This is a genomic window from Xanthomonas campestris pv. campestris str. ATCC 33913, assembly GCF_000007145.1.
In the GTDB taxonomy this organism is placed as follows: domain Bacteria; phylum Pseudomonadota; class Gammaproteobacteria; order Xanthomonadales; family Xanthomonadaceae; genus Xanthomonas; species Xanthomonas campestris.
In genome coordinates, this window is the sequence record NC_003902.1 from 4,441,071 (window position 1) to 4,466,099 (window position 25,029).

Here is a 25,029-nt window from a genome sequence, read left to right on the forward strand (position 1 = left end):
GGTCTCTACTTCCCGGACTGTACCGAAAATGTACCTTTGGCCTCTCTCTTAAGATGAGACGCGTCAGCAAATCATTGATTTTACTGGTGGGCCCACCAGGATTCGAACCTGGAACCAAAGGATTATGAGTCCTCTGCTCTAACCGTTGAGCTATAGGCCCTGCGTCGCGCAGCTCGTCGGTGCTGCATGCATCAGCTGCCCCCAGAGTCGGCAGAGTTTACCTGCCCGGCCGCTTCGCTGTCTGCGCTTACCTGCAAAAACCACAACCGCCTGGCTGTGCCACGCCCACAAAAAAGCCCAGGGTTGGCTGGGCTCCTCTGCTGCGCATCGGACCTTCGTCACTGGCCGCTTCAGGCCAGCACTACAACGCGCTCATTGCCGCACTCGCATATTGCTGCACTGGTTGTTCCGCTGCACTGGTGGTCCTCGACAACAACCAACCACTCACGCATCGGCCACTTCTTGCTGCGCATCCACCAGCGCGCGGCCGGTACGAAAACCGTGCGCGATGGCGTCCTGGTAATTGTCGTACTCCACGTTCTGCTCGCTGATCCGTGGCAACCGTTTGCCGCGGGCAACGTACACATCCACCCATAGCGTCCACTTCGCACCGACAGACGCCTGTTCCACACGCACGCGGATCTCGCTGTCGCGGTAGGTGGTGGTTTCGAATCGGCTTTGCCTGCTCATGGTGGCGCTCCCGTTTCCATTCGACTAGCACGGTAGGGCGTGGCGCTAGAAAAATACGTGAGTAATCGGGAAACGCGTCCTTAATGTTGCGGGCCTGTGTAGCTTCGTGCGCGCGCCGTGAACCCGCTAGGCAGCGTGATTGGTGTACTGCCTGCGTTGTTCCTGCGAACCGCAGAGCGTGCCACCACCCATAACGCAACAGCCCCGCATGAGCGGGGCTGTTGTGGAACCGAGGTGCGCTGACCGCTGTGCGATCAGTCGATGTCCAGGAACGACCGCAGCTGTTCCGAACGGCTCGGGTGACGCAGCTTGCGCAACGCCTTGGCCTCTATCTGGCGAATCCGCTCACGCGTGACATCGAACTGCTTGCCGACCTCTTCCAGCGTGTGATCGGTGTTCATGTCGATACCGAAGCGCATGCGCAGCACCTTGGCTTCCCGCGGGGTCAGGCCGGCCAACACGTCCCGCACCGTCTCGGAGAGATTGATGTTGGTGGTGTTGTCGATCGGGGACTCCACGTTGGTGTCCTCGATGAAATCGCCCAGATGCGAATCCTCGTCGTCGCCGATCGGGGTTTCCATCGAGATCGGTTCCTTGGCGATTTTCATCACCTTGCGGATCTTGTCCTCGGGCATGTCCATTTCCTTGGCCAGCTCCTCCGGCGTGGCCTCACGGCCGAACTGCTGGAGCATCTGGCGGGAAATGCGGTTCAACTTGTTGATCGTTTCGATCATGTGCACCGGAATACGGATGGTGCGCGCCTGATCGGCGATCGAACGGGTGATGGCCTGACGGATCCACCACGTGGCATACGTGGAGAACTTGTAACCGCGACGGTATTCGAACTTGTCCACGGCCTTCATCAGGCCGATGTTGCCTTCCTGGATGAGGTCGAGGAACTGCAGGCCACGGTTGGTGTACTTCTTGGCGATGGAGATGACCAGACGCAGGTTGGCCTCGACCATTTCCTTCTTGGCCTTGCGCGCCTTGGCTTCGCCGTAGGCCATCGCACGGCTGATGTCCTTGATCTCGGCCAGGGTGAGGTAGTTCGCCTTTTCCATCTCGATCGAACCCTGCTGCTCGGAGACGATCTGGTCCTTGACGTCGCGCAGCGCCGACGACCACTTCTGCTTGCGCTTGAGTGCGTCTTCCACCCATTCCAGGTTGGTCTGGTTGCCTTCCCACGAACGGATGAAGTCCTTGCGCGGCATGCGCGCCACGGTGGTCGCCAGGTGCAGCACCTTGCGCTCGTGGTCCTTGATGCCGTTGACCACGCCACGCAACTGGGTGACCAGCGCATCGGTCAGCGGCAGCGGCAGCTTGAGTGTGGTGAAGATGGCGGCCATGTCTTCGCGCGCCTTGGCCACATTCTTGTGCTCGGCGCCATACTTGACGTAGGCCTTCTTGAACTTGGCGTACTCGTTGGCCAGGTTCTCCATGCGCGTGGCAACTTCCACCGGGTCCGGACCGGTCGGGCCGGCTTCTTCCTCGGCAGCGTCGTCATCGCCGTCTTCGTCTGCGTCTTCGTCCACCGCATCTTCGTCAACGGCGACCGGGCCGGCAGCGGCCAGCGCTGCAGCGGCAGCGTCGGCTTCTTCGATCAGGTCGTTGAAGCCGACCACGATCTCGGCCAGGCGCTTCTTGCCTTCCTTGTGCGCTTCGTAATCGGACAGCAGCAGCTCGGTCGACAGCGGGAACGTACCCAGTGCGGCCTGGACCTGGCTCAGGCCCTCTTCGATACGCTTGGCGATGGCGATTTCGCCTTCGCGGGTCAGCAGCTCGACCGTGCCCATTTCGCGCATATACATGCGCACCGGGTCGGTGGTGCGACCACCTTCGGTGTCCAGCGCGGTCAGCGCGGCGGCGGCTTCTTCGGCAGCGGTGTCGTCAACCTCGCGGTTGCCGGTGTTGCCATCGTTGAGCAGCAGGGTTTCAGCATCGGGGGCAACTTCATGGACATCGATGCCCATGCCGTTGATCATGCTGATGATGTCTTCGATCTGCTCCGGGTCGACCAGGTCGTCGGGCAGGTGGTCATTGACTTCGGCGTAGGTCAGATAGCCCTGTTCCAGGCCCTTGCTGATCAGTAGCTTGATGTCGGATTGCTGGGCAGGACGTTCGTTGGCCATGAGTGCTCGCGCCACCGGCTTTGAGATTGGAAAGAGAACCTAGCATTATACCAGCGTGAAGCCCGGTCTGCCGGAATCAAGACAGGCAGCTGGTTGAGTGAGGCGCGCTAGGGCCTGAGAAGGAAGGTCACCGGGCCGTCGTTGACCAGGTCGACAACCATATGGGCACCGAAGCGGCCGGTTTCCACCCCGCCGGAATGTTTTTCGCGGCAGATCGCCACCAATTGATTGAACGCCCGTTCAGCCTCTTCTGGCGGCGCGGCGGTGCTGAAGCTCGGCCGCATACCGGCCTTGGTGTCGGCAGCCAGGGTGAACTGGCTCACCAGCAGCAGCCCACCGCCGGTGTCGGCGAGTGAGCGATTCATCTTGCCGGCCTCATCGGAAAACACCCGGTAGCCCAGCAGGCGTTCGGCCAGGCGGCGCAGCTGTGGCGCGGTGTCGCCGGGCTCGATACCGATCAGGGCCAGCAACCCGGGGCCGATCTGCCCGACCACCTGCGCATCGACCGCGACCGAGGCCCGGGTGACGCGTTGGATCAGTGCAAGCATGGGCAACACCTCAGTCAGTCGGGCGGCACGAGCATGCCGAGTGCGGCCAGTGCTGTCACGTACGGGTCATCGCCGGCCGCGCTGTTTAGAATTGCCCGGATGAAACCTGATGTCCGCGCCCGTCTGTTGTATGTCACCGCCGCCACCGTGGGCCGGCTGCCCTGGCCGTTGCTCAAGCGCGTGGCCGACACGCTGGCCTGGAGCTGGCGCAAGCTCAATGCCCGCGAAAGCCGCGTGGCGCGGCGCAACCTGGAGCTGGCCTACCCGGAACTGGCACCGGCACAGCGCGCGCAGCTGCATGCGCAGATCCTGCGCTCCACCGCCCGGCAGACTCTGGAAGTGCTGCGTACCTGGACCCGCCCGCCGGCCGAGAACCTGGCGCGGTTGCAGCGCAATGGGCAGGAGCTGTACGACGCGGCGCTGGCATCGGGCCGCGGGGTGATCGTGGCGGCGCCGCACTTCGGCAATTGGGAATTGCTCAACCAGTGGCTGTCCGAACGCGGCCCGATCGCCATCGTGTACCGCCCGCCGGATTCCGATGCCGTGGATGGCTTCCTGCAGTTGGCCCGTGGCGGCGACAACGTGCGCCAGGTGCGCGCGGAAGGCCCGGCGGTGCGCCAGCTGTTCAAGGTGCTCAAGGACGGTGGCGCGGTCGGCATCCTGCCCGACCAGCAGCCGAAGATGGGCGATGGCGTATTCGCGCCGTTCTTCGGTATCCCGGCGCTGACCATGACCCTGGTCAACCGGCTGGCCGAGCGCACCGGTGCCACCGTGCTGTACGGCTGGTGCGAGCGCGCCGGCGACGATCTGCAATTCGCCCTGCATGTGCAGCCGGCCGAGCCGGCGGTGGCCGACCCCGACCCGGTGCGTGCGGCCACCGCGCTCAACGCCGGCATCGAACGGATCGCCCGCCGTGACCCCGCCCAGTACCAGTGGACCTACAAGCGCTACACGCTGCGCCCGCCGGGCAGCGGCGAGCCCAATCCGTATGCGACCGAGCGGCATCCGCATTGAAGTGCGGCGGGCTTGCGAGAAACGCTCTGCCAAGCGCGTGCTGAGCCAGCGCTTGGCCGCGAGCGTCGCATTTCAAAGACAGATCAGGCGCCGCAGCAGCGCCTTCCAAGTGCTCCCGGCCTAAGTCATCGCTACCAGCTCAATCGTCGTGCGGGTCACTCGGCGTGCTGAGGATGCGCTGATAGAACGCCAGGTCGAGCCAGCGGCCGAACTTGAATCCGGCTTCGCGCACGGTGCCGGCATGGGTGAAGCCAAACTGTTCGTGCAGCGCGATGCTGGCCGCATTGCTGGCGTCGATGCCGCCGACCAGCACATGCACGCCACGCGCCTGCGCCGCGTCGATCAGCAATTGCAGCAAGGTGCGCCCCAGACCTTTGCCGCGATGGTCGCGGTGCACGTAGATCGAATGCTCCACGCTGTACTTGAACGCCGGCCAGGCGCGAAACGTGCCGTAGCTGGCAAAGCCCATCAAGGTGCCATCGGCATCTTCCACGCCAATCACCGGAAAGCCGCCGGCCTGCTTGGTGGCGAACCAGCCCGCCATGCTCTCCGCCGGGCGCGGCCGGTAGTCGTACAGCGCCGTGGAATGGGCGATGGCATCGTTGAAGATGTCCAGGATCGCGCCGGCGTGGCGCGCATGGCTGCAGTCGACGATGTGCATGGCATCCAGGCAAAGACAGGGTGGACGGATTAAAAAGCATTGCCGGGCGATGAACAACGCGGCAGCGGTGCAACCAATGGTGGCCCCGCCTGCCACACAGTCCAGGTCCGCCACAGACGCAGCGTTCCATACGCCCGTGGCTCCCGGCGCTCGCCGGGCACGCGACAATGGCCCAGGCACGCAGCGTGTGGTTGCGCTGGTGCCCGCCTTGAAGCGGTCGTGGCAGTCCCCATTTGGAGTCGTGCATGAGCAGTCCCTCTCCCTTCCCCAGCGCGCAACCCTTCGGTGACCCGGCCGCGATCCGCTGCGAGCGCGCCGCCTCCGAACTGCGTGCCGGCCGCCCGGTCCTCATCACCGATGCGCAGGGGCACACCCGCGCCGTGCTCGGGCTGGACAGCAGCACGGCGCAGTCGTACACGGCCTTCGCGCGCGCCGCGCAGGGCCGGCATTACCTGTTCGTGACCCCCACCCGCGCACAGGTGCTGGGCCTGGTGGCCCCGCAGGGTGCGCGTGTGGCGCTGGCCAGCCACGATTACGACCAGCTCGCCGCACTCGCCTATCTGCGCGATACCCCAGTGCCCTCGCAGTGGACCCCGGGCGATGCGCTGGACGCCGGCGCGGTGGAGATCGCACGGCTTGGGCTGCTGCTGCCGGCGATGCTGGCGGTGGAGCTGCCCGGCGAGCAAGACCGCGCCGCCTTCGCCGGCTGCCAGTCACTGGCGCTGGACGACCTGGACAGCGGCTGCGCCACCTCGGCGGCGGCTGGCTACGAATTGGTCACCCGCAGCCCGGTGCCGTTGCGCGGCTTGGGCATGAGCGAGTTCGTGGTGTTCCGCGGTGGCGTGGCGCAGCGCGATCAGGTGGCGATTGTGGTGGGTCAGCCGGATCTGGGCAGTGCGGTGCCGGTGCGCGTGCATTCGTCCTGCCTCACCGGCGACCTGTTCGGCTCGCTCAAGTGCGACTGCGGCGACCAGCTGCGGCACGGGCTGGCCAAGCTCAAGGAGCTCGGCGGCGGCGTGTTGCTGTATCTGGATCAGGAAGGCCGCGGGACGGGCATCGCCTCGAAGATGCGTGCGTACGGCTATCAGCACGCCGGGCTGGACACCATCGATGCCGATGCGCAGCTGGGCTTTGGCCCGGATGAGCGCCGCTACGGCAGTGCGGTGGCGATGTTGCGCGGCCTGGGCATCAGCCGGATCCGCCTGCTGACCAACAACCCGACCAAGGCCGAGCGGCTGCGCGCCGCCGGCATCGTGGTGGAAGACCGCATCCCGGTCACCGGCGACATCACGCCGGAGAACGAGCAGTACCTGCGCACCAAGGCGGCCCGCGCCGGCCATGCGCTGGATGTCGACGCGCTGATCCTGGCGGCCCAGTAAGCCGGCTGCCGGGTGCGCGCCCGCGCGGCGCCCGGCTATGCTGGCGGACCGCTTCCCGCAGGCCCGCCGCGTGCACGACGTCCCACCCCCGCTTCCCGACGACCTCCACGCCACGCCCGCGCCGGCCGAGCCCGACACAGTGGACCACGCCCAATGGCAGCCGCTGCCACGCCGCGGCGCCTATGTAGCCGGGGTCAAGGGTGCGCTCGGCATGAGCGTGGCCTGCCTGTTCGCACTGGGCGTGTTCGGCGTCGCGCTGCAGGCCTGGCAATACTGGCCGGCAATGGTGGTGGCGGTACTCCTGGCGGCCGGGCTGGGTGCGTGGCTGGCACTCAAACGCCACCGGCTGACGCGCTGGAAGCTCGACAACCACGGCCTGGCCCTGCAGCGCGGCCACCTGTGGCAGAGCGAAACGCGAATCCCGATCACCCGCGTGCAGCATCTGGACCTGCGCCGCGGCCCGATCGAGCGCGCCACCGGCCTCACCACGCTGGTGGTGCATACCGCGGGTAGCCGGCTCAACGCCGTGGGACTCTCCGGCCTGGACCAGCGCGATGCCGAACGGCTGCGCGACCGCCTCGCCCACCAGCTCGACCACGACGACGACGCCCTGTGAGCGCGATTGATGCGTCAACCGATGACGAACAGCGGCTGCACCCGTTGTCGTGGCTGTTCGTGTTGCTGCAGCAGATCCGCCAGTTCCTGATCCCGCTGGCGGCGTTGATTTTGTTCGGCAGCCGCGATGGCAGCCGCGACTCGGCCGATCACCTGGCGACCGGCATCGTGATCGCCGTCCTGGTGGCCATCTCGGTGCTGCGCTACTTCACCTATCGTTACCGCATCGGCAGTGACGGCGTGGCGATCCGCAGCGGCCTGCTGGAACGCAGCCGGCGCGACATCCCGTTCGCCCGCATCCACAACGTGGTGGTGCACCAATCGCTGCTGCACCGGCTGGCCGGCGTGGCCGAGGTGCGCCTTGAATCGGCCGGCGGGCACAAGCCGGAAGCGGAAATGCGCGTGTTACGGCTGGATCAGGCGCTGGCGCTGGAAGACCTGATCCGCCGCCGCGCGCACACCGCCGAGCCGGCCACTGCACACCAGGCGCCCGACGTCGGCACCTTGCTGCGCCTGCCCACCAGCGAGGTGATCCGCCTGGGGCTGATCTCCAACCGCGGCATGGTGGTGGTCGCCGCCGGCTTCGGGGTGCTGTACCAGATGATTCCGCGTCGCACGGTGTCCAACTTCGTCGAACACAACGGCGAACTGGCTTATCGCTATGTGGCGCAGATCCATCCCGGCACCGCCGTGACTGCGACGCTGGTGGTGCTCGGCATGCTGGTGGTGCTGGTCGCGATGCGGGCCCTGTCGGTGGCACTGGCAGTGGCGCAGTACCACGGCTTTCACCTGAGCGAATCCGAGCGCCGCCTGACCGTGGAACGCGGTCTGCTGACCCGCATCCGTAGCAGCGTGGCGCTGCGCCGCATCCAGTCCTGGACGCTGTACGAAAGCCGCCTGCATGCCCTGTTCGGACGCCGCCAGCTGCGCGTGGATACCGCCGTGACCACCGGTGACAACGACGGCGCCGCGCTGAAGGAACTGGCGCCGATCGCCGAGCCGCAGCGCTGCGACGCCCTGCTGCAGCAGCTGTTGCCCGACGTGGCCTGGCCGCCTGCGGCGTGGCAGCCGGTGGCCACGCATTGCTGGTGGCGGCTGAGCCTGCCCACCGTGCTGCTGGTGCTGCCACTGACCGCCGTGCTGGCCTGGCGTTTCGGTGCGCAGGCGAGCTGGCTGCTGCTGTGGCTGCCCTGGAGCGCCTTCAAGGCCTACCGCCAGGTGCAGCGCATGGGTTACGCGCTGGATGCGCGCTACGTAGCGGTGCGTGGCGGCTGGTGGAAGCGCTGGTGGCGGCTGGCCGAACTGGACAAGTTGCAAGCGCTGCAACTGCAGCGCTCGCCGCTGGACCGGCTCTCCGGCACTGCCACCTTGTTGCTGGATACCGCCGGTGCCAGTGCCACCGGCCCGGCCTTGCGGCTGCGCTTCGTGCCGCTGGCCCACGCGCAGGCCTTGCAGACCCAGCTCGGCGCTGCGTTGGCGCGTCGCAAACTCCGCTGGTGATGGCGGCTTGCGATGGACGCGTTGGTGATTAGCGCCGCGACGGGCCCCAATAGCCAAGCGCGCGACGGATCTGCAGGGCCCGCCATTGCGCCCCCAGCGGTTTACGGCGCAAGCGGCCCATCTCGCCGGCGATGAAGTCTTCGGTGGCGGCGATCACGCGCTCGGACGACAGCCCATCGCGAAACGGATGGATCGCATCCGCGTACGCGGCCAGCGCCGCACGCACGCCCGCCTCTGGCTGCAGCGCGCGCGCCAGCCACTGCGGCAATTCCTCGGGCTGCTGGAAATCCAGCATGTGCGGCTGCGGCACACGGTTGCGGAAGGTCACCACCGGTTTGTGCTGCACCACGAACTCGGACACGATCGAAGAGGTGTCCGAGACCAGCACATCGGCAGCGCGCTGCGCGGCCATGACCTCTTCAGGCTCGACAAAACGCGCATTGGGCCCGGCCAGCGCGCGATAACGCTCGAACAGCGCCGGCGCACATTTGGGATGCAAGGTGAGCAGCCAGTAATGCGTGCCGCGTGCGATGTCCGCGGCAATCTGTTCGTACAACACCGGCGCCGCGCTCAGCCGCTCGGTAAAAGTGGAGCCGAACAGGATGACCGGGCGCCCGTCAGCCGGCGCGCGCAACGCGGCGCTGCGTCCACCGTCATCGCGAAACACCGGGTCCAGTTTGGGCCAGCCGGTCTCGGCCACCGCGAAATGGCCTTCGCGCTGGGCCAATGCACGAAACGGGGCGGTGGTGGCCGGGCCCTGCGTGCAATACAGATCGAACAGCCCGCGCACCCGGAAATGCCCGCGGTTGTCTTCCCGTTTTTGCACGTTGAAGCCGTGAAACAGCTGCACCTTGGCGCCGGACACGAACGGCGGCACCCAGTTGGCGGCACTGAACACCGCACGTGGGCGCAACGCCAGCGCTTGCCGCAGGCCAATCTCGCGCACGCCAGGCACCTGCAGCCCGCGCGCGCCATCTTCGAACCAGGCCGACACCGACTGGCCGGAGGCCTGTAATGCCTGCGCCAATGGCGCCAGAATAGGCAACGCGTAACGCTCCGTTGCGAACAGCAGGTATTCGGCCATCACATGTCCTCATCGACCGCCCCAGACGAACGGCCTCGCATTTCCGCCTGCATTATCGCGTTCAACGAAGCCGATCGCCTACGCGACTGCCTGACCTCGCTGGCGTTCTGCGATGAGATCGTGGTGGTCGACTCCGGCTCCACCGATGCCACTGCCGCCATTGCCAGCGCGCACGGCGCGCGCGTGCTGCACCGTGCGTTCGACGGCTACCGTAGCCAGAAGGCATTTTGCGTGGCGCAGGCCAGTCACGACTGGGTGCTGTGCCTGGACGCGGACGAGCGCGTGAGCGATGCATTGCGCGCCTCGATCCTCGCCGCGCGCGATGCCGGATTCAACGCGGCGGCCGGCTATCGCTTCGCACGCCTTTCCGAGTATTTCGGGCGGTTCCTGCGCCACGGCAATGCGTATCCGGACCGCGTGCTGCGGTTGTTCGACCGGCGCCGCGGCGGCTGGCGCGGCAAGCGCGAGATCCACGAAGCCGCCAGCGTGGATGGCACCGTGGCCACCTTGCGCGGTGACCTGATCCATCACCCCTACCGCTCGCTGATGCAGCAGCTCGGCAAGACCCAGCGCTATGCGCAGATGATGGCCGAGTACGACTACGCCCGTGGCAAACGGGCGACCTGGAGCAAGCTGGTGCTCGCGCCAGCGTGGCGCTTCTGGCGCGGCTATCTGCTGCGCGGTGGTTTTCGCGATGGCTGGCACGGGCTGATTTACGCCTACGTACGTGCCAACTATGTGCGCCAGAAGACCATCATGTTGTGGCTGTTGCAGCAGGGCCAACCGGTGCAAGACCCGCCGCGCGCACCTGATCAGCGCGCGGACTGAGCCAATGGCGATGCGGCAGTGGCATGCTGCTGCGCCTGACGCGCGGCCAGCCCCGCCAGGATGCCCACCATCGCCGCATAAAAGCTGGCCGAGACCTGATGGGCGAACATCGATTGGGTCAGCCCGCACAGCGCATAGCTGATCACGATCATCACCCCTGCCGCGGCCGGCCCACGAAATTGACGCTGCCCGCTGCGACGGTGCAGGCGCACGAACATCCACAGCGGCACGCCGTACACCGCGATCAGCAGCAGCAACCCGGGAATACCCTGGGTGGCGCCCCACTCGGCCAGATCGTTGTGCGCGTGGCCCAGATGGCAGCGCAGCAACCAGGTGTCGCCCGCGCACAGTGGCAGCTCGCGCATTGCATCATCGAAGCGCCCCACGCCCACACCCGTCAACGGATGCGCCTGCAAGGTGTCCCAGGCCACGTGCAAGCGCTCGATGCGCGCACCGGCAGACGAATCGGCGTCGCCGACTTCGTAGCGCTGAAAATCACTTTGCAGCTCGCCGATGCGCAGCTGTTCGGTGAGCCCCGGCACGCTGAGCACCAGGCCAACGCACACCACCGCGCCGCCGACGAACGCCAGCAATCGCATGCGTGCGCTCTGCCAGGGCGCGCCCCAGACCAACACACCCAGGGTCACCAGCAACGACAACCACACGCCACGGCTACCGCTCAGCACGATCACCGCCACCGCAGCCACCGCCGCGCCCAGCAACCAGCGCACCTGGCCATTCGGGCGGCAGAAGATGGCCACCACCAGCAACATCAGCGCAATGTCGGCAAAGACAATCGCGTTGGTCCAGCCCTCTGCGCGCTCGGCACCGTTCATCACCTGCAATATCGCCACCAGCATCGCCGCGAACACGCCGGCCAGCGCGCCGCGCCACAGCCAGACCTGCCGCGGCTGCAGTGCATACGCCCACAGCGCTGCCCACGGCAGCACCAGAAAGCGCGAACGGTTTTCCACATCGCGTACGGAAGGCTCGAACAACACGATCGACAGCACCGACATCGCGATCACCACCGCGGTCAGGCCAGTCAGCACCCGCAACGACCAGCCCTGCGTGGCCAGGCCCGCGCGCAGGCTGCGCCACCCCAGCAGCGTGCCGCCCAGCAGGCACACGCCGAACGGCAGCAAGCCGCTGGGCATGTTCACCACCAGCGCCGTGAGCACGAACACGCCCAGCTCGGCCAATCTCAGCGCGGCACGCGATGCGACAGGAACGGCGGGCGACAGGGGCGGGTGCGGTGAGGGCAAGGAATTCATCAGGTGTGGGTGGCGAAGGAGGGGTGCAGCCGCACGGCGGCGGCAAAAAGGCAGGCCAAGCTAACGATGCGGCGCATGAATCGAGGCTAGACGACCATATTGACCGCATCACGACTGCGCAGTTGCGGTGTGGACACCCTCACTCGGTGTCCAGGTTGCCCTGCTCCTTCGCTTCGACCACCTTCTCGGTCGCATTGGCCACGCACGGCCCATGCACGGCACTGCCCGGAACCAGCCACCATTTGCGCCGGTTGGCCACGCCCACCACTTGGCTGGCAGTGCGATCGACGCAGCCCAGCAGCGCGGTCTCCTGCACCAGCAACCAGCGCTGGGCCGGCTGCTGCGCCTGCCAGGCCACGCCCTGCTGCAGCTGCGTCTCCCAGGGCACCTTGAAGCCGAAGGTCTGTGCCGGCCGGTCGGCCATCAGCAGGTTCTGCTCCTTCCATGCCACCAGACCGAGCTGCGCCTGCGGCCCGATCCGGCGCCCGGCCTCGCGCATCACCGCGCCGGCCGAGCTGGAGTCGTTGAAGATCGGGTAGCAGATCAGCCCGAACGCCACCCACCACGCGCCGAGCAAGGACGCCACCGCCAGCGCGGAGCGCCGCACGCGCAGCAACAGCAGGCTGGCAGCGCCCCACAGCGACACTGCCAGCAGCACCCAGCCCAGCGGGTCGGTGGCTTCGCTGCCCACGCCGCGGCTGTCCATGATTTTCTGTTCGAAGCCCGGGTGGCCGATCAGCATCGCCAATCCGCCCGCGCCAAAGGCCACGGTCAACAGCAGCGCAAATCCGAACAGCACCCGCTGCACGCCAACGCGGCGCAACAGCCCCGGCGCCAATGGCGCCAGCGCCAGACAGAACATCGGCAGTGCCGGCAGGATGTACACGTCGCGCTTGCCATTGGGAATGGTGAAGAACACCAGCACCAGCAGCCACCAGGCCAGCGGCAACAGGTAGCGCGGATCGCGTCGCCGCAGCCGACGCCGCCAGGCCGGCACCGCCCAGGGCAGTAGCAGGATCACCGGCATCCACATCGTGGCCATGCCCTTGAGGTGGTACCACACCGGTTGCGCGTGATCCCACGAGTTGGCGTAGCGCTTGGCGGTTTGCCGCAGCAGGATGTCGTTGAGGTAGACGCGGTATTCGGGCTCGCCGGCGGTCAACGCGGTGACCACCATCGGCACGAACCACAGCAGGATCGCGACGAAGAAAAACACCGGGCCAAGCCAGAACCGCTTGTCGCGCACCCGCACCTGCACGCCGGGCCAGCCACGCAACGCGGCGATACCGGCCGGAATCAGCATCAGTAGCGCAATCACGCCCACGCCCTTGGTGATGACGCCTAGTCCTGCAGCGAACCAGCCCAATGTCCACCAGCGCCACGCAGGCCCCAGCAGCAGGTGCCGCAGTAGCCCGTAATTGGCCAGGGTGATCCAGAACACCACCAGCGGATCGATCTGCGCCTTCTTGGCCTGAAACGTGAAGTGCAGCGTGAACAACAGCATCCACGCCGCATAGGCGCCGACGCGCCGCGTCCACAGCCGCCGGCCCAGGTCGTAGACACAAGCCAGCGTGCCCAGCGCCGCCAGCAACGACGGCAGCAGGAACGCCACCCGCCAATTGCCCAGCAGCGTGTAGAACGCGGCCTGCAGCCACATCAGCATCGGCGGCTTGTCCGAATACAGCTCGTTGCCGCGATGCGGGAACAACCAGTCGCCGCTCAGCACCATCTGTTTGGCGACCAGCGCAAAGCGTGGCTCGTCCGATGGCCAGGGGTCACGCAGGCCCAGGCCGGCGCCGATCACCAGCACCGCGGTGATGGCGAGCAGCCAGACATCCTTGGAAGCGCGGGTCTTGAGCATGGCGATGTCTACGAATGCGGATCAGGAAGCTTTTAGCAAAAGCGCGTAGAAAAAACCGTCGCACTGCTGTTCGCCAGGAAAGCGCTGCCGTCCCGCACCGGCGGCATGGCCGAATTGCGCACCCAGCGGCTGCGCCTGCGCATCGGCGGTGCGCTGGAGGAAGGCCTCAATCTGCGTCTGGTTTTCGCGCTTGAGCAGCGAGCAGGTGGTGTAAAGCAACTGCCCGCCCGGCCGCAAGGTGCGCCAGCAGGCTTCCAGCAGACGGGCCTGCAGGGCGCACAGCGCATCGATGTCGTCTGCCCGCCGATGCAACAGCACATCGGGCTGGCGGCGCACCACGCCGGTGGCCGAACACGGCGCATCCAGCAGCACCGCATCGAACGGCTGCCCGTCCCACCAGGCGGCGGTGTCGGCCGCATCGGCGGGGTGCAGGCGCACCGTGCGATCGGGCGCGGTCCGCTGCACGGTCTGCCGAACACGCTCCAGACGGCGCGCATCCACATCCAGCGCAGTGAGCTGCAGCTGCGGGTGACGCTCGAGCAAGTGCGCTGCCTTGCCACCGGGCGCTGCGCAGGCATCGAGCACCCGCGCTGCGGGTGCCAGGGCCAGCGCATCGGCCACCTGCTGGGCCGAGCCGTCCTGCACCGACACATCGCCTTGCGCAAAGCCGGGCAGTTGGCTCACCGGCACCGCGGTGTCCAGGCGCACGGCATCGGCCAGCACCGGGTCGGTGTGCGCGGTGATGCCCTGCTCGGCCAGCCGTGCAACATACTCGGCAGGGCTCACACGGGCGCGCGGTACACGCAGCCACATCGGTGCCATGCGGGCACTTTCCACAAAGATCGCTTCGGCCTGGTCGCCCCAGTCCGCGCGCAATTGCTTGCGCAGCCACGACGGCCAGCCGGCATCGTCGGCAACAGCGGGGAAGCCCTCGCGTTGCGCGCGCCGCAGCACCGCGTTGACCATGCCGGCCTGACGCGGGCGGCCCAGCGCGCGGCAGGCCTCCACAGTGGCCGACAAGGCGGCGTGTGCGGGCAACTGCAAGACATCCAATTGCGCGAAACCGGCCATCAGCAGCGCCTTGAGCTCGGCATCGCGCGGCGGCAGCGGGCGCTCCAGCCATTGCCGCAATGCCACGTCATAGGCCGGGCGGCGGCGCAGTACCGCAAAACAGATCGCTTCAACCAAAGCACGGTCGCGCGGATCACTGACGCCCGGCAGCGCGGCGGTCAGCTCGGCTTTCAGCGAACGCCCCTGGTCGAACACCGCCGCCAGGATGCGGGCAGCGGCCAGGCGCGAGGCGACACCGGCTGCCGCGGTTTCGGCGGCCATCAACGCAGCGCCGGCAGGTCGCGCCGCGCGTTGAGGTAATCGGCGGCGGTGATCGCCTTGCCGCCTTCGCGCTGCAGCACCCGCACCCGCAGCGCGCCCTGGCCGCAGGCGATGTCGATGCCTTGCTTGCTGGCCGCCAGCAGCGTGCCCGGGGCCTGCTGATGCGCCAGGTCCAGCGCCACCGCGCCATGCAGACGCACGCGTTCGCCAGCCAGGATCGCTTCGGCTACCGGCCATGGATTAAATGCCCGCACACGCCGAGCCAATTCCTCGGCCGGCTGCGCCCAGTCCAGGCGCGCCTGCGCCTTGTCCAGCTTGTGCGCGTAAGTCACGCCCTCGGCCGGCTGCGGCTGTGCGACCGGGCGGATGCCGGCACGCAACAGACCCAGGCCATCGGACAGCACCTGCGCGCCCAACGCGGCCAGGCGATCATGCAATTGCCCGCCGGTTTCCTGCTCGCCAATTTCGACGCGCTGCGACAACAGCACCGGGCCGGTATCCAGGCCGGCTTCCATCTGCATCAGACAGACACCGGTTTCGGTGTCGCCAGCCTCGATCGCACGCTGGATCGGTGCGGCGCCACGCCAGCGCGGCAGCAACGAGGCATGCACGTTCCAGCAGCCATGCGTGGGCGCGGCCAGCACGGCCTTGGGCAGGATCAGGCCATACGCCACCACCACCATCAAGTCCGGCTGCAGCGCGCGCAAGGTGGCCAGGGCCTCGGGCGAGCGCAGCGTCTGCGGCTGAAAGACCGGGATACCGCGTGCAATAGCGTCCAGTTTGACCGGCGATGGCGTCAGCCCGCGGCCGCGGCCTGCAGGGCGATCCGGCTGGGTATACACCGCGACCACTTCATGCCGCTGCGCGGCTGCGCGCAAGGAGGCGACAGCGAAGTCCGGCGTACCGGCGAAGACAATTCTCATAGGGCTGGGATTTGGGAGTCGGGATTGGGGATTCGCAACGGCAGATGTGCTAGCCGGGACGGTGGCGGCATGGAACTGATAGATGGGGTGGACAGTTGCGCGGGCAGGTTTGGCGACTGGCGCCGAAAGCGGCATTGCCCGGCATCGATAGGCGCGGTGAGAAGCGGGAATTGCGAACAGCAATTCGATAACCGCGACGGGCAGCGGCTTATCCAATCCCGAATCCCGAGTCTCAAGGCTCTGCACACGCGGACTGGGGCAATGGCGATTCGACGACTCACGCCAAGAAACAGATCACACCAGGATCCGCGCCCGAAGATTTGAAACAGCGGACTCAAAGACCAGCAAGAACCCGCTTTTGCCAATCCCGGATCACAAATCCCCAATCCCGGCCCTCACGCCACATGCTTGCGCAGTTTGGCCAGTTTCTTGCGGACCATCTCGCGCTTGAGCGGCGACAGATAGTCCACGAACAGCTTGCCGTCCAGATGGTCCATTTCGTGCTGGATGCACACCGCCAGCAGGCCATCGGTGCTCAGTTCCTGCGGCTGCCCCTGGCGGTCCAGATAGCGCACGGTGATCGCATCGGCGCGGCTGACATCGGCAAAGATGCCGGGCACCGACAGGCAGCCTTCCTGGTACACCTGCTCGCCCTGCCTGGTGACGATCTCGGGGTTGATGAACACCTGCGGGGCATCCTTCTCCTCGCTGACGTCGATCACCATGAAACGCTTGTGCACGTCCACCTGACTGGCGGCCAGGCCGATGCCGGGCGCCTCGTACATGGTCTGGAACATGTCATCGAGCAAGGTCTGGAACGCCGGGCTGACGACCTCGGCCGCATCGACCGGCACGGCCTTGGTGCGCAGCCGCGGATCGGGAAATTCGAGAATGGGGAGCAAAGCCATGGGATTACCCGTCAGGGAACACCGGCGCTGCGCCGGCAAGACGGCGTCATTCTAGCGCAATGCTTGCGTGGCGCCCCGGTTTCTGGACTATAGTGCGCGGACCTGTTGGGGAATCAGGCAAGAAGGCACTCATGTTGAACCGACTTCGTACGGTCGTCGCCGCGGCGATGCTGACCGTCGCGACCTACGCTGCCGCGCAAGCGGTGGGCGAACATCCAGATACCTATGTGGTCCGCAAGGGGGATACCCTTTGGGATATCGCTGGCCGCTTTCTGGAAAAACCGTGGCTGTGGCCGGAAATCTGGCAGGCCAATCCGCAAATCCAGAATCCGCATCTGATCTACCCGGGTGACGTGATCAGCCTGGCCTACCTGGACCGCGTCGCCAAGGGCACCGTACAGCCCGGCCCGCGCCAGGAAGCACCGATCAACGCCATTCCGCTGGCCGACGTCGAGCCGTTCCTGAAGAACCTGCGCGTGGTCGAAGACTTCGACGAGCTGCCGTATGTGGTGGGTCTGGAGGACAGCCGCTCGCGTGCCACCAAGGGCCAGCTGGCCTACGTGGTCGGCCTGGACGAGGCTCAGCCCGGTCAGCGCTACGCAGTGGTGCGCCCCACCGTGAAGTTCAGCCTGCCCAAGCACAACGAAGAGTTGGATGCGGCTGGCAACATCACGCAGGGCGCGGGCAACATCTGGAAGAGCTACATCGCACCCAGCACCCGCCGCGAGTTCCTCGGCTATGAGTTGACCCAGGTCAACATCGGCACGATCACCCGCAGCGCCGCCGCCGGCAATTCCAAGGCCGCCACCCTGTTGTTGCAGGACAGTGGCCGCGAAGTCCGGGCGGGCGATCGCATCATCGCGGTCGAAGCGCAGCCCTACGACCTGCAGTTCATTCCACATCCGCCGTCCGAACAGGCCGTGCAGACCGAACTGCGCGTGCTGGCCATCGCCGATGCGTTCACCGCAGGCGGCACCCGCGACGTGATCGCCATTTCCGGCGGCGCCCGCGAGGGCATCGACAACGGCACGGTGTTCTCGATCTGGCGCAAGGGCCGCACGGTCAGCGACCGCGTGAAGCATTCGCGCTTCTCGCGTGCAGATGATGGGTTCAGCGGCCCGTCCAGTTCCACGGTCGGCCTGCCGGACGAATATGCCGCGCACGCGATGGTGTTCCGCACTTACGACCGGGTCAGCTACGCGCTGGTGATGGAAAGCGTCAAGCCGACCGGCCTGGGGTATTTCGTGAAGCATCCCGACGCAAAGTAACGGGAAAAATCCGACGCACCAACGCGACGGCGCCCGAGGGCGCCGTCGTCGTTTGCGGCCTACGCTGCCGGCATGGACCTGACCGAACCCGACCGCCGCGCCCTGCTCACCTTACTGCTGGCCGGCGGACGCAGCCCGCCACGCCGCGCCCTGCTGGACGCCTTCGACGCCCCCTCCCAGATCCTGGCTGCCGGCCCGGCCGCTTGGCGGGCTGCCGGCTGCGATGCGCTCCAGATCGCCAAGCTGCAAACGCCTGACACCCCGATATTGGACGCCGCCTTGCGCTGGTGCGCGCAACCAGGCCATCACCTGATCGGCTGGCGGGACGCGGACTACCCCGCACTGTTGCGGCATATCGCCAATCCGCCCTTGATGCTGTTCGTGGACGGCGACCCCGCCGCGTTGTGGCACCCCTGCGTGGCGGTGGTCGGTAGCCGGGCAGCGAGTGCCGGTGGCCGCGACCACACGCGTCACTTCGCCGCCAGCCTGGCCAATGCCGGGCTCGGCATCGTCAGCGGCATGGCGGCCGGGGTGGATGCGATCGCGCACGAGGCCGCACTCGCCCATGCCGACGGCATCACCGTGGCGGTGGTCGGCACCGGCCCGGACGTGGCATATCCGGTGCAGCATCATTCCTTGCGCGACCGGATTGCCGCGCGCAGCGCGGTGGTCAGCGAATACCTGCCAGGCACGTGCGCGGTGGCTGCGCACTTTCCGGCACGCAATCGCATCATTGCCGGGCTGGCGCTGGGCACACTTGTGGTGGAGGCGGCAATGCGCTCCGGCGCCCTGATCACCGCCCGGCTGGCGGCCGAGGCTGGCCGTGAGGTCTTCGCCGTGCCCGGCTCGCTGCATAACCCGCTTGCCCGCGGCTGCCACCACCTGATCCGGCAAGGCGCCACGCTGGTGCAGGAACCGGCGCAACTCGTCGAAGGGCTACGCCTGCTGTCCGGCGAGTTGGCCGATGCCTTGCGCCAGCGCCTCACCGCCCCCACTGAACAGGCCAGGACGGTCCCGCAGCCCACCCCGCGGCGCTCCGATCCCGACTACCAGCGCTTGTGGCACGCCCTGGGCCACGACCCAACCCCTATGGATTCATTGCTCGAACGCACCGGATTGACGGCCGCCGCGCTGTCCTCCATGCTGCTGATCATGGAACTGGAGGGAGACGTGGTCACCGAGCACGGTCGCTATACCCGCAATCCCTAGTTTCTTCACCTCCACAGCGTCGCGCGACGCAGGCCGAGGGGCAATGAAAGAGAGCATTCTCGATGTACTGCTGTACCTGTTCGAACATTACTTCAGCGAAGATGCGGACCTGGTCCGCGACCGTGATTCGCTTCAGAACGGCCTGATCCAGGCCGGCTTCAGCCCTGCCGAAATCAGTAAAGCTTTCGATTGGTTGGACGCGCTCGCCGAGCAGCGGCCAAGTGTCGCGCGTCCGCATGTCGACGGCCCGGTGCGGATCTACCACGGCCCGGAGCTGGACAAGCTCGACGTCGATTGCCGTGGCTTTCTGCTGTTCCTGGAGCAGCACCGCATCCTCGACGCCGACCAGCGCGAGCTGGTGCTGGACCGCGCCATGGCGCTGGACCAGGACGAACTGGATCTGGACGACCTCAAATGGGTCGTGTTGATGGTGCTGTTCAACCAACCGGGCGCCGAAGCGGCTTACGCCTGGATGGAAACGCAGATGTTCCTCGACGAGCCTGAACCCGTACACTGAAGGCAGAAGCCGCGACGGACGCGCGAGCGAGGGGACGGGGATGAGCAGTTGGTATTACGCCGATGGCAGCCGCCAGCGGGGTGGCCCGGTGGACGTGGAGGCGCTGCGGGGCTTGTACCGCGACGGCGTGATTGCGCTGGATTCGCTGGTCTGGCGCGAAGGTATGCCTCACTGGGCGCCGTTGGCTGCATGCGCCGCAGAATTGGGTCCACCGATCGCCACCGACGTGGCGTCATCGCCGCTGCCACCGCCGTTGCCGCTCACCGCTGTCGGCACGACCTCGGCACGCCCCACCATCTCATCATCCACTCGTTCGACACCCGTCGCTACCTCGCGCAACGGTGCCGGCTGGGCGATCGGGATTGCGGTCGGGTCAGTGATTGGCGTGGTTGGACTGGCATTTGTGTTCGGCATCGTCGCTGCGATCGCACTGCCGGCCTATCAGGACTACACCGCGCGCGCAAAGGTCAGCCAAGCCATCGGCGCGTTGGCACCATTAAAGCCGCAGATCGCCGAATTTCTAGAACGCGAAGGCCGCTGCCCGACCAATGACGACGCTGGCTTCCATCCGCCGGAACACTATGCGACGGGGACGTTGGGCATCGTGCGCATCGGCCACTTCGACACGGCCCAGTGCGGCGTGGAGGCCTTGCTGCACATGCCGGACAACGCCAAGCTCGACGGCAAACCGTTGTGGCTGGACCTGGATCAGGACGCCAGCAGCTGGGACTGCAGTTCCGAGATCGACGACAAATTTCTGCCGCAGGATTGCCGCGGCTAGGCAACGGTTTTGACCAAGGGGACAGTATGACGCAGTGGTATTACGCCGACGCGCAGCGGCAACGCCAGGGACCGGTGGACACGGACACGCTCCGTGCGCGCCTGGAACAGGGCGTCATCGATCGTTCCAGCCTGGTCTGGCGCGAAGGCCTGGCGCAATGGGTGACGCTGGCGGAGGTGGCTGCCGAACTGGGGCTGGAGACGCCCGCCGCAACGCCCGAGACGGCATCGGTGTTCACGCCTGCGCCGATCACTGCAGATCCCTCGCCTGGCGCCGCGACCAGTGCCGAACAGGTGCCAGAGGCCGGGTTCACGCCGGTCACGCCCCAGACCACGCAGCCAGACAGCGTGTCGGCCGCGCACATTTCCACTCCCGTGGACGCCGGTAGCGTCGCCAGCTCCGCGCCGTCTCCTGGCGCCTGGTCGGCGCGTACTGCAGCCGAGCCCTCCGAACACCAGCCAGCCACCACCGCGTCCCCAGCCACACCGGCCCAGGCGACACCGTTGCCGGCCGCCTGGGACATGCCGGCGACCTCGCTCGGGGTTGCGCCGGTCGCGGACGCACCGATCGTCTACGCGGGCCTGTGGCGCCGGGTGGCCGCCAGCGTGCTGGACAGCTTCATCACCACGTTTGCGGTGTACCTGATCGTCATCCCGGTGGTCCTGGTGCTGTCGATCGGCCTGGGCGCCTCCAGCTCGTCGTCGAGCCTGGAGGGCGCGGGCGGCACCGTGGCGATCATGATCCTGGCCTATGGCATCGGCCTGCTGATCCCAACGATTTACTTCGCGTGGATGCAGTCCAGCCGCCACCAGGCCAGCCTGGGCAAGCTCGCCTGCGGCATCAAGCTGGTGCACGCCAACGGTGGCCGGGTCAGCTTCTGGCGCAACGTGCTGCGCTACCTGGCTTACATGCTGATCACGGTGCTGACGCTGGGCATCGGGGCGATCGTCTCGGCCTTCATGGCCGGCATGAGCGCACGCAAGCAGGCAATCCACGACAAGGTCTGCGACACCCTGGTGGTGGACCGCTGGGCCTACACCGACACGCCGGAACGCCAGCAGGTGGGCCTGGACACGGTCACCATCGTGGTGCTGGCGATCTACGCAGTGATGCTGCTGATCTCCATTGTGTTCGGCGTCCTGTTTGCGGTGATCGCCATCAACCAGAGTTGACAATCGCGGCGCAGGCCGCTTGACACGGCGGCGCTCGCCGTGATCTTTCTAATAAGAGAACTGAACGCCCGGGCACCTCCCCGGGCGTCGACGTGTGCGAAACAGCCGATCTGCTTCCCTCGACCGGCCAATTAGGCCACGCTACCTGCCCCCCGGGCTCCGCCCCAAGAATTTGCCACCATGCCCAAGCACCTGCTCATCGTCGAATCGCCCGCCAAGGCCAAGACGATCAATAAATACCTCGGCAAGGACTTCACCGTCCTGGCCTCGTATGGGCACGTGCGTGACCTGGTTCCCAAGGAGGGCGCCGTGGATCCGGACAACGGGTTTGCGATGCGCTACGACTTGATCGAAAAGAACGAAAAGCACGTGGAGGCGATTGCCCGGGCTGCCAAGAGCGCCGACGACATCTATCTGGCGACCGACCCGGACCGCGAGGGTGAGGCGATCAGCTGGCATATCGCCGAGATCCTGAAAGAGCGCGGGCTGCTGAAGGACAAGACGATGCAGCGGGTGGTCTTCACCGAGATCACGCCCCGCGCGATCAAGGAAGCCATGCTCAAGCCGCGCGCGATCGCCGCCGACCTGGTGGACGCGCAGCAGGCACGCCGTGCGCTGGATTACCTGGTCGGTTTCAACCTCTCGCCGGTGCTGTGGCGCAAGGTGCAGCGCGGGCTGTCGGCCGGCCGCGTGCAGTCGCCGGCGCTGCGCATGATTGTCGAACGTGAAGAAGAAATCGAAGCCTTCATCGCGCGCGAATACTGGTCCATCGATGCGCACTGCCGGCATCCCTCGCAGCCGTTCAATGCGCGCCTGATCAAGCTGGACGGGCAGAAGTTCGAACAATTCACCGTCACCGACGGCGATACCGCCGAGGCGGCGCGCCTGCGCATCCAGCAGGCCGCGCAAGGCGTGCTGCACGTCACCGATGTGGCCAGCAAGGAGCGCAAGCGTCGCCCTGCCCCGCCATTCACCACCTCCACGCTGCAGCAGGAAGCCTCGCGCAAGCTCGGCTTCACCACCCGCAAGACCATGCAGGTGGCGCAGAAACTCTATGAAGGCGTAGCGCTCGGCGACGAAGGCTCGGTCGGTCTGATCAGCTATATGCGTACCGACTCGGTGAACCTGTCGCAGGACGCACTGGCGGAAATCCGCGACGTGATCGCGCGCGATTTCGGCACCGCCTCGCTGCCGGATCAGCCCAACGCCTACACCACCAAATCCAAGAACGCGCAGGAAGCGCACGAAGCGGTGCGCCCGACCTCGGCATTGCGCACGCCGGCACAGGTGGCGCGCTTCCTGTCTGATGACGAGCGCCGTTTGTATGAATTGATCTGGCGCCGCGCAGTGGCGTGCCAGATGATTCCGGCCACGCTCAATACCGTCAGCGTGGATCTGTCGGCCGGCAGCGAGCACGTGTTCCGCGCCAGCGGCACCACCGTGGTGGTGGCGGGCTTTCTGGCCGTGTACGAAGAAGGCAAGGACACCAAGAGCAGCGAAGACGAGGACGAAGGCCGCAAGCTGCCGCTGATGAAGGCCGGCGACAACATCCCGCTGGACCGCATCGTCACCGATCAGCATTTCACCCAGCCGCCGCCGCGCTTCACCGAAGCGGCGCTGGTCAAAGCGCTGGAGGAATACGGCATCGGTCGGCCGTCCACCTACGCTTCGATCATCCAGACCCTGCAGTTCCGCAAGTACGTGGAAATGGAAGGCCGCAGCTTCCGCCCGACCGACGTGGGCCGTGCGGTGTCCAAGTTCCTGTCCGGGCACTTCACCCGCTACGTGGACTACGACTTCACCGCCAATCTGGAAGACGATCTGGATGCGGTCTCGCGCGGCGAAGCCGAGTGGATCCCGTTGATGGAGAAGTTCTGGGGCCCGTTCAAGGAACTGGTCGAGGACAAGAAGGATTCGCTGGACAAGACCGACGCCGGCAGCGTGCGCGTGCTTGGCGCCGACCCGGTCAGCGGCAAGGAAGTCAGTGCGCGTATCGGCCGCTTCGGGCCGATGGTGCAGATCGGCACGGTCGAAGACGAAGACAAGCCCACCTTTGCCTCGTTGCGGCCGGGCCAGAGCATCTATTCGATCTCCATTGAAGATGCGCTGGAACTGTTCAAGATGCCGCGCGCCCTGGGCCAGGACAAGGACCAGGACGTCAGCGTCGGTATCGGCCGCTTCGGGCCGTTTGCCCGCCGTGGCAGCGTGTATGCGTCGCTGAAGAAAGAGGACGACCCGTACACCATCGATCTGGCGCGGGCGGTGTTCCTGATCGAAGAGAAGGAAGAGATCGCGCGTAACCGGGTGATCAAGGAATTCGACGGCAGCGACATCCAGGTGTTGAACGGGCGCTTTGGCCCGTACATCAGCGACGGCAAGCTCAACGGCAAGATTCCCAAGGACCGCGAGCCTGCCTCGTTGACCTTCGAGGAAGTGCAGCAGCTGCTAGCCGACACCGGCAAGCCGGTGCGCAAGGGCTTTGGCGCCAAGAAGGCCACGCTCAAGAAGAATGCGGTGAAGGATTCCGCCAAGGAAGCCAAGGACGCGGCCAAGAAGACGGCGGCGGTCAAGAAAGTCGCCACCAAGACCGCAGCCAAGAAGGCGCCTGCGAAGAAGGCCGCCAAGAAGGCGACCAAGCGCGTGGTCAAGAAAGCCGTCAGCAAGGCGGCTGGCTGAGTCAGCGCATGCCGCACACCCCTGATCTGGACGCTGCCGTTGCCACTCTCGCCCGCGGGGGAGTGATCGCCTACCCCACCGAAGCGGTGTGGGGGCTGGGCTGCGACCCGCGACAGGAGGACGCCGTGCTGCGCCTGCTGGAGATCAAGCGCCGCCCGGTGGACAAGGGCGTGATCGTGGTTGCGTCCGGGCTGGACGTGTTGCAGGACTGGATCGATATTGCTGCACTCGGCAGCGAACAGCTGACCGCGGTGCTGGCGCAATGGCCCGGCCCGCATACCTGGATCTTGCCGGTGACCGCGCAGGCGCCGCGCTGGGTCACTGGCGATCACGACGGACTGGCCGTGCGCATCAGTGCCCATCCGGTGGTTGCGGCCCTGTGCAAGGCCTGGGGCGCGCCGCTGGTGTCCACCAGCGCCAACCTGGCCGGTGAGCCGCCCGCGCGCAGTCGCGCAGCGCTGGACCCGGCCCTGCTGGCCCGCATCGACGGCGTGCTCGACGGCGAGGTCGGCGGTCTGGCGCAGCCCACCCCGATCCGCGACGCCCGCACCGGACAGATCCTGCGCGACTGACGCTGGCGTCGAAACACTGCGGCGGTTGCTGCACGCAACCGCCGCCTGGGCGCGTGGTTACGCGTTCAGCGCGGGCATTGCCGCCTCT

At 66.6% G+C, this 25,029-nt stretch carries 22 protein-coding genes and 1 tRNA gene; 12 read left to right on the top strand and 11 right to left on the bottom strand.

Annotated features, from left to right (window positions below):
• Positions 1 to 84: 84 nt before the first annotated feature.
• The 4 genes from XCC_RS19340 to dtd form a co-directional block, all read right to left on the bottom strand.
• Positions 85 to 160 (bottom strand) — tRNA-Ile (locus XCC_RS19340).
• Positions 161 to 444: 284 nt separating this feature from the next.
• Complete coding sequence (locus tag XCC_RS19345) at positions 445 to 690, bottom strand: hypothetical protein (protein ID WP_012439399.1); 246 nt, start codon at positions 688 to 690, stop codon at positions 445 to 447.
• A 254-nt stretch (positions 691 to 944) separates the two neighbouring features.
• Positions 945 to 2,819 carry an RNA polymerase sigma factor RpoD gene (gene rpoD / locus XCC_RS19350; protein WP_011038818.1) on the bottom strand — a complete coding sequence of 625 codons (1,875 nt, stop codon included), beginning with the start codon at positions 2,817 to 2,819 and terminating at the stop codon, positions 945 to 947.
• 107 nt (positions 2,820 to 2,926) lie between these two features.
• Positions 2,927 to 3,367 carry a D-aminoacyl-tRNA deacylase gene (dtd, locus tag XCC_RS19355; RefSeq protein WP_011038819.1) on the bottom strand — a complete coding sequence of 147 codons (441 nt, stop codon included), beginning with the start codon at positions 3,365 to 3,367 and terminating at the stop codon, positions 2,927 to 2,929.
• A 99-nt stretch (positions 3,368 to 3,466) separates the two neighbouring features.
• On the opposite strand from dtd, the gene XCC_RS19360 reads away from it, so the two are divergent.
• Positions 3,467 to 4,381, top strand: coding sequence for a lauroyl acyltransferase (locus tag XCC_RS19360; protein WP_011038820.1), 915 nt, complete (start codon positions 3,467 to 3,469; stop codon positions 4,379 to 4,381).
• A 139-nt stretch (positions 4,382 to 4,520) separates the two neighbouring features.
• Here XCC_RS19360 and XCC_RS19365 read toward each other — a convergent pair whose 3' ends face one another.
• Positions 4,521 to 5,042, bottom strand: coding sequence for a GNAT family N-acetyltransferase (locus XCC_RS19365; RefSeq protein ID WP_011038821.1), 522 nt, complete (start codon positions 5,040 to 5,042; stop codon positions 4,521 to 4,523).
• 245 nt (positions 5,043 to 5,287) lie between these two features.
• On the opposite strand from XCC_RS19365, the gene ribA reads away from it, so the two are divergent.
• The 3 genes from ribA to XCC_RS19380 are packed head-to-tail and all read left to right on the top strand — an operon-like array spanning position 5,288 to position 8,536.
• Positions 5,288 to 6,421 (top strand): GTP cyclohydrolase II RibA, encoded by a 1,134-nt coding sequence (ribA, locus tag XCC_RS19370; protein WP_011038822.1) that lies wholly within the window; start codon positions 5,288 to 5,290, stop codon positions 6,419 to 6,421.
• Positions 6,422 to 6,458: 37 nt separating this feature from the next.
• Positions 6,459 to 7,037, top strand: a complete 579-nt coding sequence (locus XCC_RS19375) for a PH domain-containing protein (protein ID WP_012439403.1) — start codon at positions 6,459 to 6,461, stop codon at positions 7,035 to 7,037.
• Entirely contained in the window at positions 7,034 to 8,536 is a 1,503-nt protein-coding gene (locus tag XCC_RS19380) for a PH domain-containing protein (RefSeq protein ID WP_011038824.1), read from the top strand. The genes XCC_RS19375 and XCC_RS19380 overlap by 4 nt, the downstream gene beginning before the upstream one ends.
• A 28-nt stretch (positions 8,537 to 8,564) precedes the next feature.
• On the opposite strand, the gene XCC_RS19385 is transcribed toward XCC_RS19380, so the two are convergent.
• The gene (locus tag XCC_RS19385) at positions 8,565 to 9,623 is read right to left on the bottom strand and encodes a CDP-glycerol glycerophosphotransferase family protein (protein WP_011038825.1); all 1,059 of its coding nucleotides are present in this window, start codon (positions 9,621 to 9,623) and stop codon (positions 8,565 to 8,567) included.
• Here XCC_RS19385 and XCC_RS19390 point away from each other — a divergent pair, their 5' ends adjacent.
• The gene (locus tag XCC_RS19390) at positions 9,624 to 10,448 is read left to right on the top strand and encodes a glycosyltransferase family 2 protein (protein ID WP_011038826.1); all 825 of its coding nucleotides are present in this window, start codon (positions 9,624 to 9,626) and stop codon (positions 10,446 to 10,448) included.
• On the opposite strand, the gene XCC_RS19395 is transcribed toward XCC_RS19390, so the two are convergent.
• The 5 genes from XCC_RS19395 to def all read right to left on the bottom strand — a co-directional run bounded on the left by XCC_RS19395 (position 10,433) and on the right by def (position 16,746).
• Entirely contained in the window at positions 10,433 to 11,722 is a 1,290-nt protein-coding gene (locus tag XCC_RS19395; protein ID WP_011038827.1) for an O-antigen ligase family protein, read from the bottom strand. The two genes, XCC_RS19390 and XCC_RS19395, sit on opposite strands and share 16 nt — an antisense overlap.
• A gap of 139 nt (positions 11,723 to 11,861) precedes the next feature.
• Positions 11,862 to 13,583 (bottom strand): ArnT family glycosyltransferase, encoded by a 1,722-nt coding sequence (locus tag XCC_RS19400; protein WP_011038828.1) that lies wholly within the window; start codon positions 13,581 to 13,583, stop codon positions 11,862 to 11,864.
• 21 nt (positions 13,584 to 13,604) lie between these two features.
• Positions 13,605 to 14,915, bottom strand: coding sequence for a 16S rRNA (cytosine(967)-C(5))-methyltransferase RsmB (gene rsmB, locus XCC_RS19405; RefSeq protein ID WP_164923350.1), 1,311 nt, complete (start codon positions 14,913 to 14,915; stop codon positions 13,605 to 13,607).
• Positions 14,915 to 15,838: a methionyl-tRNA formyltransferase gene (gene fmt, locus XCC_RS19410; protein WP_011038830.1), complete on the bottom strand. Its 924-nt coding sequence runs from the start codon at positions 15,836 to 15,838 to the stop codon at positions 14,915 to 14,917. Before fmt ends, rsmB begins: the two co-directional genes overlap by 1 nt.
• A gap of 395 nt (positions 15,839 to 16,233) precedes the next feature.
• Positions 16,234 to 16,746, bottom strand: a complete 513-nt coding sequence (gene def, locus XCC_RS19415) for a peptide deformylase (protein ID WP_011038831.1) — start codon at positions 16,744 to 16,746, stop codon at positions 16,234 to 16,236.
• 131 nt (positions 16,747 to 16,877) lie between these two features.
• Between def and XCC_RS19420 the strand changes: the two genes are divergently transcribed.
• The 7 genes from XCC_RS19420 to XCC_RS19450 all read left to right on the top strand — a co-directional run bounded on the left by XCC_RS19420 (position 16,878) and on the right by XCC_RS19450 (position 24,941).
• Positions 16,878 to 18,014, top strand: coding sequence for a LysM peptidoglycan-binding domain-containing protein (locus tag XCC_RS19420; protein ID WP_011038832.1), 1,137 nt, complete (start codon positions 16,878 to 16,880; stop codon positions 18,012 to 18,014).
• A gap of 72 nt (positions 18,015 to 18,086) precedes the next feature.
• A complete protein-coding gene (dprA, locus tag XCC_RS19425) occupies positions 18,087 to 19,223 on the top strand; it encodes a DNA-processing protein DprA (protein WP_011038833.1) in 1,137 nt (378 codons plus the stop codon).
• Positions 19,224 to 19,266: 43 nt separating this feature from the next.
• Positions 19,267 to 19,740 (top strand): DUF494 family protein, encoded by a 474-nt coding sequence (locus XCC_RS19430; protein WP_011038834.1) that lies wholly within the window; start codon positions 19,267 to 19,269, stop codon positions 19,738 to 19,740.
• 40 nt (positions 19,741 to 19,780) lie between these two features.
• Positions 19,781 to 20,521, top strand: a complete 741-nt coding sequence (locus tag XCC_RS19435; protein ID WP_012439408.1) for a pilin — start codon at positions 19,781 to 19,783, stop codon at positions 20,519 to 20,521.
• A gap of 26 nt (positions 20,522 to 20,547) precedes the next feature.
• A complete protein-coding gene (locus tag XCC_RS19440) occupies positions 20,548 to 21,693 on the top strand; it encodes an RDD family protein (RefSeq protein ID WP_011038836.1) in 1,146 nt (381 codons plus the stop codon).
• Positions 21,694 to 21,873: 180 nt separating this feature from the next.
• Positions 21,874 to 24,369 carry a DNA topoisomerase I gene (locus XCC_RS19445; RefSeq protein WP_011038837.1) on the top strand — a complete coding sequence of 832 codons (2,496 nt, stop codon included), beginning with the start codon at positions 21,874 to 21,876 and terminating at the stop codon, positions 24,367 to 24,369.
• An 8-nt stretch (positions 24,370 to 24,377) separates the two neighbouring features.
• Positions 24,378 to 24,941 (top strand): Sua5/YciO/YrdC/YwlC family protein, encoded by a 564-nt coding sequence (locus tag XCC_RS19450; protein ID WP_011038838.1) that lies wholly within the window; start codon positions 24,378 to 24,380, stop codon positions 24,939 to 24,941.
• Positions 24,942 to 25,029: the final 88 nt, after the last annotated feature.

Bases quoted from the DNA above. Each gene is read 5' to 3' on its own strand.
- XCC_RS19345 (WP_012439399.1), bottom strand. From the start codon at position 690: ATGAGCAGGCAAAGCCGATTCGAAACCACCACCTACCGCGACAGCGAG.
- rpoD (WP_011038818.1), bottom strand. From the start codon at position 2,819: ATGGCCAACGAACGTCCTGCCCAGCAATCCGACATCAAGCTACTGATC.
- dtd (WP_011038819.1), bottom strand. From the start codon at position 3,367: ATGCTTGCACTGATCCAACGCGTCACCCGGGCCTCGGTCGCGGTCGAT.
- XCC_RS19360 (WP_011038820.1), top strand. From the start codon at position 3,467: ATGAAACCTGATGTCCGCGCCCGTCTGTTGTATGTCACCGCCGCCACC.
- XCC_RS19365 (WP_011038821.1), bottom strand. From the start codon at position 5,042: ATGCACATCGTCGACTGCAGCCATGCGCGCCACGCCGGCGCGATCCTG.
- ribA (WP_011038822.1), top strand. From the start codon at position 5,288: ATGAGCAGTCCCTCTCCCTTCCCCAGCGCGCAACCCTTCGGTGACCCG.
- XCC_RS19375 (WP_012439403.1), top strand. From the start codon at position 6,459: ATGCTGGCGGACCGCTTCCCGCAGGCCCGCCGCGTGCACGACGTCCCA.
- XCC_RS19390 (WP_011038826.1), top strand. From the start codon at position 9,624: ATGTCCTCATCGACCGCCCCAGACGAACGGCCTCGCATTTCCGCCTGC.
- XCC_RS19395 (WP_011038827.1), bottom strand. From the start codon at position 11,722: ATGAATTCCTTGCCCTCACCGCACCCGCCCCTGTCGCCCGCCGTTCCT.
- XCC_RS19400 (WP_011038828.1), bottom strand. From the start codon at position 13,583: ATGCTCAAGACCCGCGCTTCCAAGGATGTCTGGCTGCTCGCCATCACC.
- rsmB (WP_164923350.1), bottom strand. From the start codon at position 14,915: ATGGCCGCCGAAACCGCGGCAGCCGGTGTCGCCTCGCGCCTGGCCGCT.
- fmt (WP_011038830.1), bottom strand. From the start codon at position 15,838: ATGAGAATTGTCTTCGCCGGTACGCCGGACTTCGCTGTCGCCTCCTTG.
- def (WP_011038831.1), bottom strand. From the start codon at position 16,746: ATGGCTTTGCTCCCCATTCTCGAATTTCCCGATCCGCGGCTGCGCACC.
- XCC_RS19420 (WP_011038832.1), top strand. From the start codon at position 16,878: ATGTTGAACCGACTTCGTACGGTCGTCGCCGCGGCGATGCTGACCGTC.
- dprA (WP_011038833.1), top strand. From the start codon at position 18,087: ATGGACCTGACCGAACCCGACCGCCGCGCCCTGCTCACCTTACTGCTG.
- XCC_RS19430 (WP_011038834.1), top strand. From the start codon at position 19,267: ATGAAAGAGAGCATTCTCGATGTACTGCTGTACCTGTTCGAACATTAC.
- XCC_RS19435 (WP_012439408.1), top strand. From the start codon at position 19,781: ATGAGCAGTTGGTATTACGCCGATGGCAGCCGCCAGCGGGGTGGCCCG.
- XCC_RS19440 (WP_011038836.1), top strand. From the start codon at position 20,548: ATGACGCAGTGGTATTACGCCGACGCGCAGCGGCAACGCCAGGGACCG.
- XCC_RS19445 (WP_011038837.1), top strand. From the start codon at position 21,874: ATGCCCAAGCACCTGCTCATCGTCGAATCGCCCGCCAAGGCCAAGACG.
- XCC_RS19450 (WP_011038838.1), top strand. From the start codon at position 24,378: ATGCCGCACACCCCTGATCTGGACGCTGCCGTTGCCACTCTCGCCCGC.